At 39.8% G+C, this 16,805-nt stretch carries 18 protein-coding genes and 2 riboswitches; of the genes, 4 read left to right on the top strand and 14 right to left on the bottom strand.

Annotation, left to right across the window (positions count from 1 at the left end):
* The first annotated feature begins 77 nt into the window (after window positions 1-77).
* Window positions 78-329: a hypothetical protein gene (locus tag AC2TFD_RS15230; RefSeq protein ID WP_484673440.1), complete on the top strand. Its 252-nt coding sequence runs from the start codon at window positions 78-80 to the stop codon at window positions 327-329.
* Window positions 330-657: 328 nt separating this feature from the next.
* Here the strand turns inward: AC2TFD_RS15230 and AC2TFD_RS15225 are convergent, their stop codons facing one another.
* The 10 genes from AC2TFD_RS15225 to thiM form a co-directional block, all read right to left on the bottom strand.
* Entirely contained in the window at window positions 658-1,431 is a 774-nt protein-coding gene (locus AC2TFD_RS15225) for a 3-oxoacyl-ACP reductase (RefSeq protein WP_484676327.1), read from the bottom strand.
* A gap of 11 nt (window positions 1,432-1,442) precedes the next feature.
* On the bottom strand, window positions 1,443-2,447 hold the full coding sequence (locus AC2TFD_RS15220; protein ID WP_484673439.1) for an ABC transporter substrate-binding protein: 1,005 nt from the start codon (window positions 2,445-2,447) through the stop codon (window positions 1,443-1,445).
* Between the two features lie 13 nt (window positions 2,448-2,460).
* Complete coding sequence (locus AC2TFD_RS15215) at window positions 2,461-3,201, bottom strand: ABC transporter permease (protein ID WP_484673438.1); 741 nt, start codon at window positions 3,199-3,201, stop codon at window positions 2,461-2,463.
* A complete protein-coding gene (locus AC2TFD_RS15210) occupies window positions 3,198-3,938 on the bottom strand; it encodes an ABC transporter ATP-binding protein (RefSeq protein ID WP_484673437.1) in 741 nt (246 codons plus the stop codon). The genes AC2TFD_RS15215 and AC2TFD_RS15210 overlap by 4 nt, the downstream gene beginning before the upstream one ends.
* Before the next feature lie 10 nt (window positions 3,939-3,948).
* A complete protein-coding gene (locus tag AC2TFD_RS15205) occupies window positions 3,949-5,397 on the bottom strand; it encodes an acyl-CoA reductase (protein ID WP_484676257.1) in 1,449 nt (482 codons plus the stop codon).
* Window positions 5,394-6,473, bottom strand: a complete 1,080-nt coding sequence (locus AC2TFD_RS15200; RefSeq protein ID WP_484676256.1) for a LuxE/PaaK family acyltransferase — start codon at window positions 6,471-6,473, stop codon at window positions 5,394-5,396. The genes AC2TFD_RS15205 and AC2TFD_RS15200 overlap by 4 nt, the downstream gene beginning before the upstream one ends.
* Before the next feature lie 15 nt (window positions 6,474-6,488).
* Complete coding sequence (thiW, locus tag AC2TFD_RS15195; protein WP_484676255.1) at window positions 6,489-6,998, bottom strand: energy coupling factor transporter S component ThiW; 510 nt, start codon at window positions 6,996-6,998, stop codon at window positions 6,489-6,491.
* 75 nt (window positions 6,999-7,073) lie between these two features.
* Window positions 7,074-7,181: riboswitch (TPP riboswitch) on the bottom strand.
* Window positions 7,182-7,443: 262 nt separating this feature from the next.
* Window positions 7,444-8,094 (bottom strand): thiamine phosphate synthase, encoded by a 651-nt coding sequence (thiE, locus tag AC2TFD_RS15190; protein WP_484676254.1) that lies wholly within the window; start codon window positions 8,092-8,094, stop codon window positions 7,444-7,446.
* Window positions 8,095-8,102: 8 nt separating this feature from the next.
* Entirely contained in the window at window positions 8,103-8,909 is an 807-nt protein-coding gene (gene thiD / locus AC2TFD_RS15185) for a bifunctional hydroxymethylpyrimidine kinase/phosphomethylpyrimidine kinase (RefSeq protein ID WP_484676253.1), read from the bottom strand.
* Between the two features lie 12 nt (window positions 8,910-8,921).
* Window positions 8,922-9,728, bottom strand: a complete 807-nt coding sequence (thiM, locus tag AC2TFD_RS15180; RefSeq protein ID WP_484676252.1) for a hydroxyethylthiazole kinase — start codon at window positions 9,726-9,728, stop codon at window positions 8,922-8,924.
* A gap of 100 nt (window positions 9,729-9,828) precedes the next feature.
* A riboswitch (TPP riboswitch) is annotated at window positions 9,829-9,940 on the bottom strand.
* Window positions 9,941-10,119: 179 nt separating this feature from the next.
* Between thiM and AC2TFD_RS15175 the strand changes: the two genes are divergently transcribed.
* On the top strand, window positions 10,120-10,431 hold the full coding sequence (locus tag AC2TFD_RS15175) for a hypothetical protein (protein WP_484676251.1): 312 nt from the start codon (window positions 10,120-10,122) through the stop codon (window positions 10,429-10,431).
* Between the two features lie 323 nt (window positions 10,432-10,754).
* Here AC2TFD_RS15175 and AC2TFD_RS15170 read toward each other — a convergent pair whose 3' ends face one another.
* Window positions 10,755-11,663, bottom strand: coding sequence for a TIGR01777 family oxidoreductase (locus AC2TFD_RS15170; protein WP_484676250.1), 909 nt, complete (start codon window positions 11,661-11,663; stop codon window positions 10,755-10,757).
* A gap of 221 nt (window positions 11,664-11,884) precedes the next feature.
* Here AC2TFD_RS15170 and AC2TFD_RS15165 point away from each other — a divergent pair, with 221 nt between their 5' ends.
* Entirely contained in the window at window positions 11,885-13,381 is a 1,497-nt protein-coding gene (locus AC2TFD_RS15165; RefSeq protein WP_484676249.1) for an MHYT domain-containing protein, read from the top strand.
* Between the two features lie 36 nt (window positions 13,382-13,417).
* On the opposite strand, the gene AC2TFD_RS15160 is transcribed toward AC2TFD_RS15165, so the two are convergent.
* The 3 genes from AC2TFD_RS15160 to AC2TFD_RS15150 form a co-directional block, all read right to left on the bottom strand.
* Window positions 13,418-13,840, bottom strand: coding sequence for a hypothetical protein (locus AC2TFD_RS15160; RefSeq protein ID WP_484676248.1), 423 nt, complete (start codon window positions 13,838-13,840; stop codon window positions 13,418-13,420).
* Between the two features lie 349 nt (window positions 13,841-14,189).
* Complete coding sequence (locus AC2TFD_RS15155) at window positions 14,190-14,273, bottom strand: putative holin-like toxin (RefSeq protein WP_484676326.1); 84 nt, start codon at window positions 14,271-14,273, stop codon at window positions 14,190-14,192.
* A gap of 134 nt (window positions 14,274-14,407) precedes the next feature.
* On the bottom strand, window positions 14,408-16,180 hold the full coding sequence (locus AC2TFD_RS15150; protein WP_484676247.1) for an acyltransferase family protein: 1,773 nt from the start codon (window positions 16,178-16,180) through the stop codon (window positions 14,408-14,410).
* A gap of 322 nt (window positions 16,181-16,502) precedes the next feature.
* Between AC2TFD_RS15150 and AC2TFD_RS15145 the strand changes: the two genes are divergently transcribed.
* Entirely contained in the window at window positions 16,503-16,739 is a 237-nt protein-coding gene (locus AC2TFD_RS15145) for a hypothetical protein (RefSeq protein WP_484676246.1), read from the top strand.
* The last annotated feature ends 66 nt before the right edge of the window (window positions 16,740-16,805 follow it).

Below are 16,805 nucleotides of genomic sequence, written 5' to 3'. Positions count from 1 at the left end.
CAAAATGAAAGCTATCAACCGCCGCAACGACCGCCTCCGCAATTATGACAGCGACCGCCGCAATTGTGGAAGCAATTGTGGAAGCAATTGTGGAAGCAATTGTGGAAGCAATTGTGGAAGCAGTTGTGGAAGCAGTTAAAACAGCTAGAACATCTTCCAAAACCGCCAAGACCACCAACACCACCAAGACCACCAACACCGCCAAGACCACCAACACCGCCAAGACCACCAATACCGCCAATACCGCCCATACCACCAAATCGGGTAGGATCAGTATAGTACATGCTTGGGTCAAAAGGAACGGCCTGGCTCGCATGGAAATCACCTAGATTTAACCCTTGGAGTTGACTATGAAAATCATTCATTTTTATTACCTCCTTATATATTTAAAAAGGGCCGCAGCAACCAACTTAATATGAGCACAGATAAAACTTGAAAATAGGTAAACACACTGCTAAACCTTCCCCAACAAAATATGTACAATGGGTGGGTATTGCTACTCATACAAAAGCCTATTTTTTATACCTTAGCGGTACCCAAAGACCTTTTATGAAAAAAAGTGTCCAGGAACATAGATGGACATTTGTCCACCAGCTGTGCTGGACACTTTTACTATTCTATCGTTAAAGGTTAATGCTTCTTTTGGTTTACTCCTATCTAACTCATGACAAGACCGCCATCGACATTCAGTGTCTGTCCGGTCATAAATGAGCTCCATTCGGAGGCTAAGAAAAGCACAGGTCCGACAATATCCCCTGGTGTTGCGATTCTTCTTAATGGTGTTTGGGCGATGATCATTTCCTTTACATCTTCTTTTGTTTCACGACTGGCATCGGTTGGATACACCAATCCAGGTGCCACACAATTGACTCTAATTCCGAAAGCTCCTACTTCAACAGCTAGATTACGGCTAAATCCGATTAACGCTGATTTTGCTGTTGTGTAATCATGATAAGGGACGAGCGGCCGATCCACTAAGTTGGTTGCAACATTAATAATGCTGCCCTTCGTTTGTTTTTTCATCAAAGGAATGGCTTCTTGACAAACATAGTAGCTAGATTTTAGTGCTCCATCAATTTGTTCTTGATAATCAGCCCATTTTAATTGCGAAAACATCTTCCGTGTATCTGGATTAAATATATACGGTTTAAAGGCATTATTGACAACCACATCTAATTTTCCTACTTCGAGTTCAATTTGCTCCATCATCCCTTTAACAGCTGACTCAGATGTTACATCGGCTTGAATTGCCCATGCATCACCGCCAAGCTCAATACATGAGGTCACTGTTTTTTCTGCTGCTTTCTCATTTTGAACGTAGTTTACAATAACGGTTGCCCCTTCTTTAGCGAATCCTTTTGCAATGGCAGCCCCGATTCCTCTACTTGAACCCGTAACGAGGACCGTTTTATTTTCAAATTTCCTCACAATATGCCAGCCTCCTATTTCTTTTTAGGAAGGAAATCTCCAACGATTACATCCGCCATATTTAAATCCTTATCGATTAACCCTAACTTTTTATACGCATCAGCACCCTGTTGCAACACATCTGCTTCTAATGCGCCCAAACCTCTTTCGTTCGTTGTATTCGAAATACTAGATTCGTTTCGTAGTTTAATAATTTCTAAATTGTGTTTTTTATCTTTGCCATCAATGGCGTATTTTACAGCCAAATCAGCTGCTTCCTCTGGCTGGTTGATCATCCACTCTGCACTATTTTGATAGCCTTCGATAAACCTTTTCAGCATGTTCTTTTTCTCGTTGTACGTTTTTTCTGTTACCACAAAGACATCGCTTGGGACATTGAAATAATCTTTTACTTCTAATACATTTACATCCGAAAGTCCTTTTTCCATTGCGGTCACTAAGCCAGTGTCGGTAGCAGCCGTTGCGTCAACCTGCCCTTGCATCAGCGGGGCAAAATTCAACAGACCCGTTTCAACGATCGTGACGTCTTTTTCCGTAAGGCCTGCTTGGTTTAGAAGAACAAGTAGATTTTGTCTTGTACCACTTGAAAGGCTATAGACGCCAATGGTTTTTCCCTTTAGGTCCTCAGGTTTTGTGATATTACTCGTTTTTAATGAAACCACATTAAATATGTTTTGCGGATAAATATTGTAGATTACCTTTAATTTCTCTCCTTGATTTAAGGCGAAATAGAGGGAGCCTGGATCTGTGAAGGCAATTTCGGCTTTCCCTGAAATGATATTCTTAATGGCGTCTCCTCCCCCAGCACCAGGTATCAACTCCACACGTAAACCATGACTTTTAAAAAAGTCTTTTTCCTCACTGACTAGCAGATTCGTTTGTTCTGAAATCGGCTGGCTCCAGTTTGCAACTTTTACTGTATCTAACTCTTTTTCTACTGCAGTACTTTGTGCGCCACAACCAGTCAACAACAATAATAGAATGAAAGTTGCTGCTGAAATCGTTGCTTTCATTTTCATTTGTAAAATCCCCTTATTTTTTATATGGAAGTAATTTTTGTTCCATGAAATATATGATTTGATAGAGAAGCGTACCTATGATCGTCACTAAAATGAGTACGGAAAACATCAAGGGTGTATCCATCATTCCTTGCGACGCAATAATCAAGGCTCCTAATCCTTCACTCCCGCCAATAAATTCACCCACCACAGCACCGACAACCGCTAGAACGGCTGCTACGCGAAAGCCAGCGAGGATACTTGGCAGCCCAGCCGGTATTTTTAATTTAAATAAGGTTTGCCATCTGTTTGCCCCTAGCACCTGAAACAACTCAATTTTTTGACGATCGGTGTATTGAATGGCAGTGACGGTATTTTCCATTAACGGAAAAAAACAAATTAAAGCGGTAATCACGACCTTTGACGTCATTCCAAAGCCAAACCAAAGAATAAAGAGAGGCGCAAGGGCAAGCTTAGGAACAGCTTGACTAGCAATGACATAAGGAAATAATAACTTACGGATAAATTCAATTTCCCCCATTAAAATTCCAGTCAACATACCCAACAAACTTCCGAGAAACAGTCCAATGACAATCTCGAGACTTGTTCGAATAATATGCGGGGTATAATAACCACTCATTAATCCTTCTATAAGGGTAGTGACGACAACGGACGGTGCGGGGAGGATAAGCTCGGACAAAAGACTAGCCAGCCCTTCCCAAATCAATAGAATCAAAATGAATAAGATACAGGAATAAATGGGTGCTTTTTTCATTGTTCTCCTCCATTAATGGCTATACGAATCTGCAAACATAGGTTATTAAAGGATTGAGAATATCTAAGATCACTTTGCCGCTCTTGTAACTCAACAGCTTGTTCATAGATCATTCTTCCTTTATCCAACACTACAATTCTATCTGATAAATAGACTGCTTCTGAGATATCATGGGTAACAAACAACACAGTCATTTGATGGAGTTCACAAAGCCGAAGAAGGTCATCTTGAAGCTCCTCCCGTGTAATCGCATCAAGAGCTGAAAAAGGCTCATCCATATATAGCATGGTTGGGGTTTGAATGAGCGCTCTAGCAATGGAAACTCGACTTTGCTGTCCTCCAGAGAGACGATCCGGATATTCCCTTTTTAAATGGGATAGACCCATTAAGGCTAATAGGGATTGTGCTTTTTCAATATCCTCGTTCGTCACTTTCCTCTTGATGGAAACTGGTAAAAGGACATTATCAATGACTGTTTTCCATTCCAATAGTGTGGGTGCTTGAAACACAAACCCTATCATTTCTGAAGGTTTGACGGCCTCACCTTGTAACTGTATGGATCCTGAGTCCGGGGTTATTAAGCCTGCAGCAAGCTTTAATAAGGTAGTTTTTCCACATCCGCTTTTACCTAGTAAACTATGAAACTTTCCTTTTTCTAACTCAATACTGACAGCATCAACAATTGGGTGGTTGTTGGCATAACTGTATGTCACATCTTGTAAACGTAAGAAACTCATTCCAATCCTCCTAATCGATATAAGCTGCAAAATTTTCTGCATACTCTTCAGCTGAATGCTCAATATCAACCATTTGAACGAGATCTAGTAAATTAAAGCGGCCGTCATGATGCCAGCCTGACTCAGGAGAAGTCATCATCCCTAAAGCAGTGATCCTTGTGACACCAGATTTACCAAGCACTTCACCCCATTGAAAAAGTTCTTTAGGTGGAGCAGCTATCCCAACACTCTGCAGGTACTTCCGGTATGGCTTAATACTAGCCAATAGATCTTCTATTACATCAAAAGCAATCACTTTGATATTGCGATTTGAGCAGGTTGGCGTGAAGAAGGCAGCTTCTTCATAGACAACACTCCATTGTTGTTCAGTTTGACCAAAGACATGTTTGGCAGGTTTTGTATAGGACGTTACTTCCTCTTGGTTACGCCAATGGGTGGCAGTTGTCATTTCTTCTAAGGATAGAACACGCCTTGGATATCTCTTTTCAAAGTTTTCAAGTTCATGCGCGATGTATTGGGCAAAGTCAAAAGGTGAAACGGCTCCCCCATTCTGAACATAGAAAATATGGGGAGAATAACAGCCCTGTTGATCAAATTGGATGATATCGAATGCAGCATGATGTGCGGTGGTCCATGCTTTTCGTGAATCTAGAGCCTTGCTGCTAACCACCCCAAAGCTGACTTTATGACCAAATGGGAGAAAGCGTGTGGAAACAGGGATCCTTTGACTCATCGCTTCTAATGACTGATTACTACCATAGCCGACCACAACATCTGAATGTGCAAACATCTCTGTTTCACGTTCCTCGTCTCCACCCTTCCACCAAACGACCGCAAAGCAATCTGCTAGTTTGGGGGCAATGTCAACTAATACTCGTGCAAACCACCCTGCAAACAACGGCTCAGTACTCGAAACCTTTCCGATGTTTCCTGATTTAACCAATAAACCAGAAATAAGGCTCCACAAAGGAAGTGCTGGTACATTTCCTGCCCAAATATGGAGGATTAAATCAGGACCAACACCTTTTGAAAATCCATTTTTTGCCCGAGGCTGAAAGTCATCCAGCAGTAGCGGATTGCCTAAGTCTTCAACCACGAAACGCTGCAGCTGCGGTTTACGAAACTTTTTTAAGAAGGAAGTAAGTCCAAGGCGAATCATTTCTTCATCGTATCCGGTAACAATCGGTAACAGTCTTTCTGCTTTTTTTCGATAAAGTGAATTTCGATCGAGTAATACCTCAACAGCACTGTCAATAATCGAAATAATCTGTGTTATCGTCATCGATTTCAGCACTTCCACACTCGCTTTTTTAACCTTTTCAGCGACTTGTTGCAATTGCTGCTTGGTCAGAAGTGGTGCTTCTATTTCAAGTACTTCATTTCTTCCCGTAAAAGTGAGAATTTTGGTTTCTATCACTTCTTCCCCAAGTTCGGGAAGATACCCAGCTCTTTCTCTCATTGCACTAGCCCCTTGGCAGCCTGGATAAATTCTTCCACTGCAAGCGAACAGCCCTTCGCCTCTGTTCCCTGAACTCTGCCTAATAATAGAAAACCACCATCTACTTTCATGCCTAAGTCCTCTGTCAATATAGTCGTAACAGAATTGAAGTTCGCAAGATCACAATGAACAATTACACCCCGTTCACCCTCAACCACTTCTTCACCCGTTAACGGATGAATAATTCTCGTTTTTAGCCAATGAGGACCCGATTTAACCGATGGGATCCGGTCATTTCCTGAATCATATAGCTGTGAGCTTAATTCCGTCATTCCGTACATATTGATACAGTTTTTCTTTGGTACCCCCAGCAGACTCGATAATTGGTGATAAAAGTCATCGAGATTCCATTCCTTTGACTGGTTTTTAAATCCACCTGTATCTAAAATTTTACTACCGGGTGGTAATTGAAAACTACGTCCTAGTTCTTGTAGTTTCTCCATTAAATGAACAAAACTAAAAGAGGCCCCTAATAAAGCATAGGGCTCGCCAGAACTCTCAGCATGCTCCAATTCTTGAATAAGCAACTGGAGATTTACCCCATTTTCTGTCAGAAGATAGTGACTGTCCTCTGTACCAAACTCTTCTTTTGCAAGGGCTAAATACCTTGCTAAAGAAGAGTTTGGCATTTCTTCTTCCGTCGGGAAAAGAATGCCCATTCGAATTTTGTCACTCATAAATCGTTTTTTAAAATACGTTTTCATTGATTTGTTCCAAACCTGTAACGTCGGATGATAGTGCTTCCCTTTCACTCCCATTGTGGTGCCGCTTGTCATAAAAAACCGTTCCGCCTCTTCTGGAGGTATGCATGTGAGCGGTACCTCCTTAAAAGCGTTTATCGGCACGGCTGGAATGTCCTTCCATGTTTTGACGGTCCGGATGGTTTTCCCTTTTTGCTGACAGAATTTTCGAAAAGGAAGATTATTCGTGTATTGGTAAGCAAATATTTGCAGGGCGATTTGATTAAATTCATCTTCTGAAAGTGAATCGAATGAAAGAATAGTTAGTAGTTGGTTGATGATCTGCTGTTGTTCCATGAAGTTACTTCCTTTCTATTTCAACGTTGTTCCATTTTGAGTAAAGATAGCTACCTTCTTCTTTAAAAATATGGAAAGAATGATGGCACCAATCAATGCACCTGCGATCGAGCTAAATATAAATAACGGTATAAAACCAAACACTGCCGCTTCTTGACCCATTAATAGAGTTGCGATTGGGTAGCAGAGAATCGCACCCAGAATACCTGTTCCAATAACCTCACCGAAAAAGGCCATATAAATCTTTCTGGTTTTCATAAAAAGAAGCCCTGCTAATAAGGCGCCAACCATACTTCCTGGAAATGCAAAGATTGAACCAGTTCCCATCATATTTCGCAGGATTGAGACACACAGTGCCTGGGCAACGGCATAAACGGGTCCTAATAGGACAGCAGACAAAACATTCAAGAAATGCTGAATCGGGAACACCTTTGTAATACCAATTGGTATAAACATTACATTACTCGTAAGTGTACCAATCGCGATCATCATCGCAGTCAATGTGAGTTTATGCGTTTTTCTCATAAAAAAATCCCTCCGAGTTTTTATTTGCACTGGGGGATCACCGTTATATACGATTCCCCTCGAAGGTCCGATGGTGGAATGTATCGTTCACTTCCCTACGCTGGTATAATCCAGATCAGGTTCAGGGGTTTAAGACCTTCTTAGTCTACTCTCAGCCAACTTCGGGCTCCCCCAGTGCTAGTATTTAATTTTCATAGAAATGGTTCCATTGGTTAGAATACGATATACCTACTCAAGCGAGTCTATTCGTTACCCAAAACAACAAAAATGAACAATAGCGGGAACAAATAATACCTATTCGTTACTGAACACGACAAATATGGGCTTTAACGGGCACGAATAGTGCTTTATCGTTACCGTAATCCACAAAAATGAGTTAATACGGGCACGAATAAAGTTTTTCACTTTTTTCCATACGAGAATCATCCAATCTTTATAGATAAGATTAAAGAGTATCTAAGACACTATTTCTTAATGCTTTAGCTGCGTTGGTTACGGAAGGAGCATGGCTTATGGCTGTAATAACCGATACACCATCTGCACCTGCTTGGATGACTGACCCAGCATTTTCCGCCGTGATTCCACCTATTCCAACAATCGGAATGGTTACCCCTCTCGCTCGTAATTCTTCAATGAGCTTCGTTCCGTTAGATGGTTTGGCATCTTCTTTTGTTTTTGTTGGAAAAACAGGCCCGATTCCAAAATAATCGGCTCCACCTTCTAATGCATTCATTGCCTCCTCATAACTATGTACAGAAACTCCTATGATTTTATCGTTGCCAATCATCTTTCTGACTTCCTCTATCGGCTCGTCATCCTGTCCTATATGTACACCATCTGCATTCAGTTCGATCGCCAAGCGGATATCGTCATTAATAATGAAAGGAATTCGATGGTCTCTGCATATTTGTTGTAGTTCTTTGGCGAGTTCAACCTTTTTATCATCTTTTAAGGCTCCGATTCCTTTCTCGCGGAATTGAAAAAGGGTAATTCCTCCTTCAATGGCTTCTTGCAAAACCTGGGCAGGATGATCCTTGCAGTTTGTACTGCCCATGATAAAGTAGACTTTCAATGCCTCTCTTATTGTCTTCGTCATCTGCAATCCTACCTTTTCAGTTGATTTCTTTTCCGATATGCCCAGTGATTGGTTGGTCCGTGCCCTTGACCAATCTCGAGTTGATCTTCAATCGCTGCTTGTATAAAGTTTTTCGCTTTCGAAACTGCTTCAAATACACTTAAACCCTTGGCCAGTTCTGCTGTGACAACCGCTGAGAACGTACACCCTGTACCGTGTGTGTTCTTTGTCTGAACTCTTGTGCTTGTAAATGTCGTAAATTCGATTCCATCAAACAATAAATCGATTGATTCATTTTCGTCTTCATCATGCCCGCCTTTTATGACCACATTCTTAACTCCTAAATCATTAAGTCGTTTGGCAGCTGCCCGTTTATCTTCTACGGTTTTAATCGACATTTCCGTTAAAACCTCGGCCTCAGGGATATTCGGTGTTATGACCAACGAAAGAGGCAGCAAATATTGTTTTAAGGCCGAAATTGCCTCATTCTGTAGCAGCGATGCACCTCCCTTAGCAATCATAACAGGATCGACCACTACATTTTTCCAATTATAGTATTCTATTTTTTCGGAAACACCTTTGATGATCTCTGCATTAAACAGCATCCCAGTTTTAAGGGCATCTGTTCCCATATCTTGGCCAATTGATTCGATTTGTTTGGTAACGGCCTCCGCTGTCATCGGAAAAACAGCTTGAACCCCTAATGTATTTTGGGCTGTTACTGCGGTTAGAGCAGACATTCCGAAAACCTCTAACTCCTGAAAAGTCTTTAAATCTGCCTGAATTCCTGCACCGCCGCCACTATCAGAGCCGGCAATCGTTAAAGCTTTTTTCATGGTGATCACTCCTTATAGCTGTTTGAATGAAGCAAATTGATGAATATCTTCTGAAGAAACAAGGGCAAGTTGATTGATAAATTCGATTTGGAAACTGCCTGGCCCTACATTACCAACCTTTTCGAATGCTTTTTCCGCTGCAATCCCATAGAAAGTTAAAGCAGATAATGCAGCATGGACAAAGTTCTTTTCTACTCCTGCAAATGCACCGATAACGGAGGTTAATAGGCAACCAGTTCCTGTTACTTTCGTTAACAGGTGATGTCCATTGGACACTAGATACGTTGTTTCGCCATTTGTAAGAACATCGTCTTTTCCGGTGATTACGACAGTAGTTTTGAGCTTTTTCGCTGCGTTTACGGCTAATTCCACGTGATCTCCTTGCTGTTCACCCGCATCAACGCCCTTGATTTCCCACTTTTCCCCAACAACATTGGCGATTTCAGCCACATTTCCACGTAGAACAGATATTTTCACTTCTTCTATAATCTTTTGTGCCATTTCCGTTCTAAATGGAGTCGCTCCCGCACCCACCGGATCAAAAACTACTGGAATTCCGATTTCGTTCGCTGTTTTTCCAGCTAGAATCATTGAGCTGACCACCTCTTTGTTTAAAGTCCCGATATTGAGCACGAGGGCACGTGAAATCCGAACCATGTCCGCCACCTCATCTGGAGCATTCGCCATTACTGGAGACGCCCCTAGAGAGAGTAGCCCATTTGCCGTAAAATTGGTGACGACCACATTGGTAATATTATGTACGAGCGGGTTCTCCTCTCTTACTCTTTGTAAAATTAAACTCATTTCGCTGCTGTTCATAGCAGTTCCTCCTTCTAAATAATGATCCTATCACTCTTTTAAACATAAAAAAGCCAGATCCATTAACAGGACCCGGCTTAAATAGTTAGAGAAAAAGGATATTTTCGCTTGGCTACTTTCCTACGCTGGTATAATCCAGATCAGGTCCAAAGGGTTAAAAAACGTATCGTTTTTCTCTCAGCCCGTCTATCAGGGCACCCCTAGTAGTAAAAATCTTATAAATTATCCCTTATAATAGTCTAATAATTTCGATATGTCAATTTATTGGATTTGATAGGATCTGCGCCAGCTTCAAAAAGAGTGTATGTTATAGGTAATAAGACCAAAGGATTAAAGTCGGATTTACTTTCCCCCATCATCTCTTAAAATACATAGTGGAGGTAGAATTTTTATGTTGAAAAGAATGATCATCCTTGGGATGCTTGCAATAATCTTAGTAATATTAGTTATAGTAAAATCACAAACCACATCTACAGTGGCCAATCTTAACGATGAATCCTCTGAGTACATTACGATAGAATATACGATTAGCGAAATTAAGGAGAATAAATACTACGGTGAAAGCGATGATGGAAAGGAAATAATTTTTTCTGCAGAAAGCATCGTATCGGGGGATAACATTCAAGTCGATGATGTTGTGATATGCTATTTTGAAAGAGATAATTTTGCCAATGGGATCGTCAAAGTCAAAAAGAAAAAGTAATAGCCCTTCTCAATTGAGTAGGGCTTTGCTTTATTTTGAAAGGCTTTGTTAAATAAGTCTGTTGAATAGCGCATAAGTAACCAGCGATTGTAAAATAAGCGGAAGTTTTCCGGTTATTTGAAAAATGGGGCATGATTCGTGGAATATAAGCGGAAATTTTCCGGTTATGCTATGCAAAATCCCCCATTTTTATGTTTTATTTATAAATAGGCGGAATCTCTCCGTCTATTTTCGATATTTTTAATGTATTTTATCAAATAAGCGGAATTTCTCCGTCTATTAAGATTCTTAAAATTATTGCCTATTAAAAACAAGTTTGAATCTTATTTATGAAAAGTAAGTAAATCCTCCAAAGCAGGTTTAAGTGATGGATACGTGAATTCAAATCCTTCCTCCATTAACACTTTAGGCATAACGTGTTGACCTTCCAAAACGAGTGTACTTTTTTGACCTAGGACTGTTTTCATTACGAAAGAAGGTACAGGAAACCAGTGTGGGCGGTGTAAAACAGAACCTATTGCCTTCCCAAACTCACTCATTTGAAGTGGCGAGGGTGATGTGACATTAACCGGTCCACTCAGATGAGGATGTTCAAGGGCAAAGAGGATGGCGCGGACGACATCGGTTACATGAACCCAAGATACCCACTGTTCCCCTGAGCCCACTCTTCCCCCGACAAATAATTTATAAGGAAGCGCCATTAGCGGAAGTGCTCCGCCTTCCTTCCCAAGCACCACACCAAATCTCATAAACACCGCTCGAATGGATTGTTCTTCTACTAGTTTCGCTTTATTTTCCCAGTCACGTACCGTCCTGCCGAGAAAATCGTCTGCTATTTCCGATGAATTTTCGTTATAAACATTCTTTAAAGAAGCTGGATAAATGCCAATAGCACTGGCATTGACTAAGACAGACGGCTTTTCAGTCAGGCTTGAGATGATTCTTACTAACTCATCTGTTGCTGTCATCCGGCTGACATATATTTGCTTCTGATGACTCTTAGTCCATCTCCCATCATTGATGGAAACCCCCGCCAAATTAATAAAAGCATCTGCACGATTAATTTCATTTTCTGGTGAAGTGCCTTCAATAAGCCACTGAACATACTGCAGCTTATCAGAGGATTTCTTCTTTTGTCTTGTTAGAATTACGATCGAATGCCCTTCAGCAAGAAGCAGTGCTGCTAACTTTTGACCAATAAATCCGGAACCCCCAGCAATTACAATCTTCATAATTCCCCTCCGATTCATTCAACGTGCCGAAAAATATATATGAAAATTATACCATTTTTTTCAAAGAAACTTCTGACTTTAAACGAAATAAACAATATTCAATGTTTGCAGATCCTCTTGTTTCATTAGGTACAAATTCCCGTTTTTCCTTTTTCCGTTATAATCTCTCGCTTGGAAGTGAATCATGGTAGGAAATAGAAAGTAATTGGAAGTGGTTTACGATGGAGCATATGGCAGGGTCCTATAATGATTACTGGTTGGTTTTTTCCATTCTTCTCGGTATTCTTTTTTCATATATCGCGTTAGATCTTAGATGGAAAATGATTATCTTTAAAAATATTAAATACCATTTGTGGTTATTGGGTTGTGCGATTGCCATGGGGATTGGGATTTGGACGATGCATTTTGTTGCTATGTTCGCGATGGAGCTGCCGAATCCAATTGAATATGATGCGCGAATAGTATTACTATCGCTGCTGATTTCCATCTCAGGCACAGGGCTTGCCTTCTTTTTGATGAAAGCTAATCTTTTTAGACTCTTTTTATCTAGTCTGTTGATGGGTGGAGGAATCGTTTGTATGCACTATTTAGGTGTGGAAGCGATGCATATAAATTTCTCTATCACGTATAAGACGCCTATTGTACTTTTGTCTTTTTTAATTGCTTTTACAGCTGCATTCGGCTCACTATGGGTATTATTCTACTTTAATCATCACTATGCCATGAAATTTAATTGGCGGATATTGAGCAGCATATTAATGGGGATTGGTATCGCAGGAATGCATTATATTGGAATGTGGGGGACCATTCTTCACTATCAACCAAATCTCATTTCTGGATCCACCTATTACTCGGTTAATTCGAGTACCTTGAGTTCGTTCATTAGTGTCCCTGCTATTGTTGTCGTGCTGATTATGTTATTATCGAGTGCTTTCCTTGATAAAAAACTAATTAAAAAAATGAAGGACCTTAATCAGCATGAGAAAAAGTTAAGAGAATCGGAGAAACTATCACTGGTGGGTGAATTGGCTGCTGGGGTGGCCCATGAAATCAGAAATCCATTAACGACATTAAAAGGATTTACCCAAATGATGAATGAGACCGACGATTTAGAAACCAATAAACGTTATTCGAAGATTATGATTGACGAAATAAACAGGATTAATTTTATCGTAAGTGAATTTATGGTCCTGTCAAAACCCCATATTGTTCATTATTCCTTAACCGATCTATCGGTCAGTATTAAAAATGTAATCACCCTGTTAAATACCCAAGCGATTATGAACAATATCGAAATTTTTCCAGAATTTGTTGGCGAACGTTTTCTTATTAAGTGCGAGGAAAACCAAATTAAGCAAGTGGCTGCCAATCTAATCAAGAATTCCATCGAAGCCATGCCTGATGGTGGAAAGATAATGGTTCGAATGGAACAAAAAGACGCTCATTTAGTTCTTTCCATTGTGGATAATGGTGTGGGGATCCCACAGGATAAAATCCATTTATTAGGGACTCCATTTTACACAACAAAATCAGAAGGAACGGGTTTGGGGTTAATGGTAAGCAAGAAAATCATTCAAAATCACAATGGAAAATTCGAAATAAAGAGTGTTCCAAATAGTTCTACGACTGTTACCATCACTTTACCAATAGAGATTAGTCATTTAGATTATCTAAGCATGAATGAGGACGACGATCTAACATTAACCCAATCTTCCTAAGTGCGTCGGCTTTACCTACACAAAGGTAAAGCCTTTTTATTGATTTCGAAAAATAATCATGCCAGTAATCATTGGTACGATCATTAACAAACCAACAGTAAGAGTGGGAATCGATAACCGTGAAGCAAATATCGCACCAAATTCACCCAGAAACCCTCCAATCAAAAAAGGGATGGCGGATTTTGTTTTATCGGCGGCATTTGGCTTTGCAAAGTACCAGGCATCCCAAACTGCATAAACATAGAAACCTGGATAAAACAACATGTATTGAAAATTGGTTGCCTCTAATGCTTTTTGATGAAATCCATTAAAATCAAGATGAATGGCAGTATTAATATTTCCCATAACATTATCATAATGTTCTACGATCAGGAGAAAGACACCTTTCAGAAATTGTCGATTATAGATTTGGCCAAATCCGGGCATTAACATGGAAAATAACGCTGCAATATTCCTCATTGCGGTTCTCCTTTGTTGTCTATGTATTTATTTCCGAATTATGGAAGTGTTTATTATAATTTCCAAATAGGCAGGAATAACACGAAATAAAATAATACAAATATCGACATTTTCGATTAGAATCCATTCAGACTTCCGTTGGTGCCTTTCTTCTAAGGGTTAGATATCTATCTATAAGAATTAAGTACTATTATTTTCAATTATTTCAGTTATAATAAAAGTAAGTTTGGAATAAAATTAAAAAAGACCGAACATGCTGGTAACATGTCCGGTCCAGCAATAGACGGTCCTTCACAGGGGTCGGCTAGTTGGGACGATAATCCACCTGAGCCATCAACTCAAGGGTGGATTATTTTTTTTGGTTAAATGACAGTATGGTTAGGATTAAACTTGCAAATCCAATCGTAATCATGAAAGTTTCAAAAACTGTCATTCAGCATCACCCCCTTTCGGTTTGGGGAGTGTGCCGACCACCCTTGAGATACCCTACTCTATCGCTCTTTCAGTATACCATATCCCGATAAAAACGGAACATACATTCGTAATTTTCTTAACTTAGTAATCTGTTTAATTCTTCATTTGTTCCACTAATAGATTGGCGTATGTTTCGCCGCCTGCCTTCGTTAAATGAACGCCATCATTCGCAAAAAACTCCGCATGACCTGCACTCGCACCGTACCAATCTACAAGGACAGTATTAGGCATACTAGTAACCACTTCTACTAATGTTGAATTTACAGTCGATTCCCAAGGTCTTGGCACTCTACAGTTTACTAAAATCACTTTTTTATCACCAAGACCTTCTATTACCTTTACTAGGTCGGTTTTTACAAAAGGTCCGTTCGTACCAACTTGAATAATTACATATTCCCCTAACTGACCATTGCTCTCTAGATTTTTGATCACCTCTGGCACCTCTGACATTTGCCTTCCAACGCGATAATCAATAATGGCTTCAGGATAATGGTTTTTAAAGAAAGGAGCTACATCATACATAACAGAATCACCAATTATCGTAACCGTTTTTGGCGCAGGTTCGTTAACCACCTTTTCTCCACTAGGGTCTTGTTCCTGGTTGAATACGAGTTCATCTAACGGTGCTATTGTTAATGGTGTTTTAACAGATACTGTGACGGTTGTTTTTGTAACAAACACGACTCCTATTCCTATTATGAAAACAAATAAAAGAGCCCAGCTTCCTACAACCATCCTTTGTTTAGTATTAGAAAGTCTTTTTAATTCTGTTAGTCTTAATTTATATCGACCTGTTCGAATCGGTATTTCCACATATCGATACGACAAATCCGAAATGATCAAGGTCGCTGCAATCTGTAAGGTTATTCGCCATAGGCTGATTCCATCTGTATTCACAATCGGTGTTGTTAAGATAATAATCGGATAATGCCATAAATAAATACCATAGGATCTGACCCCAACCCATTGGAGAGGCTTTGCACTCAACCATTTTGCTAGTTTGCTGGCGGGATGTGCCAATGCTGCAACCACGAATGTGGTAATAAGAGATAGAAGAAACATACCTCCCTGATAATGAAAATGGTCAAATTGGGACACAATTGAAAACATCGTAACAATAAGAAATAACCCTGCTATTCCCACACATTCAAGGACAATGCCAGCCTGTTTTGGTAAGGTGTTCGATAATCTCTGACTTGGCCATAAAAAAGCAAGTGCAGCTCCTAGAAGTAGTGAAAAGGCTCTAGTATCTGTTCCATAATAGACACGTGAAGGATCCTCTCCCGGTATATATAGGTAAGCCATTAACCAAGCAGAAAAAACGACTCCAACTAGGATAGTTATCAACCTATACCTAGTACTTTTTATAAAAGTAAATCCAAGGATCATAAATAACGGCCAAATAAGATAAAATTGTTCCTCTATAGCCAATGACCAAATATGAGTTAGCGGTGAAACTGGTCCGAAGCTTTCAAAATAGGAAACTTCCCGGAAGATATACGACCAGTTTGTAACATAAAAAAGTGAAGGTAAAAAATCTGATCGTAATTTTTCATACGAAGGATGATTTGTTAATGTTACCCAGACAGTGATGATAAGTATCATGGCCATTAATGCTGGAGCCAGCCTGCGAAAGCGCTGAATCATAAAACGCAGGTAGTTAATCTTATTGTTTATATTCCACTCATCGATAAGGATATCCGTAATCAAATACCCAGATAAAACGAAGAATACCGTTACTCCTGAAAACCCACCTTCAAACCAAGGGATATTTAAATGGTATAGAATAACACCTATTACAGCGATTGCCCTAAGTCCATCAATCCCTGGCATATATCTGCGTTTTTCCATATTTGGAATGCCCATTTCATCCTCCCCTGCTTTCATTTTGAAAGGATTATTTACGATATCGCCTCTATTGGTTTTTATATGTTTAGTATCGTTCATTCATTCCAGGAAAACTGCATGTTTCTGTGAACTAGCTCACATACTCTTATAAAAATACATGTTACGATACCTTATGTATCGGTGCCTGTCACCATCCGTGGACACTGTCCACCTCAGGCGGACAGTAGAGCGAAACGTAAACAACACAGCAATATTGAAAACGTGTATAGGGAAGCAAATAATTTAAATATAGTAGAAGATTTAAATTTGATTTTGAAACATACTACTGGAGGCGGAAATTATGTTTGATACGTATATGATCCATAAATATTATAAAGGTGTGTTAATTGGCAGGTCCTACTACCAAGGAGCAACGAAGAAATCATTAGTACATTTTATGGCTAAAGCCTATCGAAATGGTGAGCTGCGCTTTGGTAAAATTGTACATTTTGATGAGGCTAAAGTGTTTAGGTTTATTGATGGGAAGGAAGAGTTCGTTGAGACTGTAACTAAATTTAAAAGTCTGCCTATGGCATAAAGTTAACATACAATTTGATATAAATTTATCCTATAAAAAAACCCAGATTCATTTATGAATCCGGGT

Source organism: Neobacillus sp. plas4 (genome assembly GCF_057221695.1).
Note: the sequence above shows the minus strand (reverse complement) of the source record. Positions and strands in the feature narration are given on the sequence as shown.

What these genes read in the sequence shown, in the direction of transcription:
- AC2TFD_RS15220 (WP_484673439.1), bottom strand. Translation starts at nt 2,447, where the DNA reads ATGAAAATGAAAGCAACGATTTCAGCAGCAACTTTCATTCTATTATTG.
- AC2TFD_RS15215 (WP_484673438.1), bottom strand. Translation starts at nt 3,201, where the DNA reads ATGAAAAAAGCACCCATTTATTCCTGTATCTTATTCATTTTGATTCTA.
- AC2TFD_RS15210 (WP_484673437.1), bottom strand. Translation starts at nt 3,938, where the DNA reads ATGAGTTTCTTACGTTTACAAGATGTGACATACAGTTATGCCAACAAC.
- AC2TFD_RS15205 (WP_484676257.1), bottom strand. Translation starts at nt 5,397, where the DNA reads ATGAGAGAAAGAGCTGGGTATCTTCCCGAACTTGGGGAAGAAGTGATA.
- AC2TFD_RS15200 (WP_484676256.1), bottom strand. Translation starts at nt 6,473, where the DNA reads ATGGAACAACAGCAGATCATCAACCAACTACTAACTATTCTTTCATTC.
- thiW (WP_484676255.1), bottom strand. Translation starts at nt 6,998, where the DNA reads ATGAGAAAAACGCATAAACTCACATTGACTGCGATGATGATCGCGATT.
- thiE (WP_484676254.1), bottom strand. Translation starts at nt 8,094, where the DNA reads ATGACGAAGACAATAAGAGAGGCATTGAAAGTCTACTTTATCATGGGC.
- thiD (WP_484676253.1), bottom strand. Translation starts at nt 8,909, where the DNA reads ATGAAAAAAGCTTTAACGATTGCCGGCTCTGATAGTGGCGGCGGTGCA.
- thiM (WP_484676252.1), bottom strand. Translation starts at nt 9,728, where the DNA reads ATGAACAGCAGCGAAATGAGTTTAATTTTACAAAGAGTAAGAGAGGAG.
- AC2TFD_RS15175 (WP_484676251.1), top strand. Translation starts at nt 10,120, where the DNA reads ATGTTGAAAAGAATGATCATCCTTGGGATGCTTGCAATAATCTTAGTA.
- AC2TFD_RS15170 (WP_484676250.1), bottom strand. Translation starts at nt 11,663, where the DNA reads ATGAAGATTGTAATTGCTGGGGGTTCCGGATTTATTGGTCAAAAGTTA.
- AC2TFD_RS15165 (WP_484676249.1), top strand. Translation starts at nt 11,885, where the DNA reads ATGGAGCATATGGCAGGGTCCTATAATGATTACTGGTTGGTTTTTTCC.
- AC2TFD_RS15160 (WP_484676248.1), bottom strand. Translation starts at nt 13,840, where the DNA reads ATGAGGAATATTGCAGCGTTATTTTCCATGTTAATGCCCGGATTTGGC.
- AC2TFD_RS15155 (WP_484676326.1), bottom strand. Translation starts at nt 14,273, where the DNA reads ATGACAGTTTTTGAAACTTTCATGATTACGATTGGATTTGCAAGTTTA.
- AC2TFD_RS15150 (WP_484676247.1), bottom strand. Translation starts at nt 16,180, where the DNA reads ATGGGCATTCCAAATATGGAAAAACGCAGATATATGCCAGGGATTGAT.
- AC2TFD_RS15145 (WP_484676246.1), top strand. Translation starts at nt 16,503, where the DNA reads ATGTTTGATACGTATATGATCCATAAATATTATAAAGGTGTGTTAATT.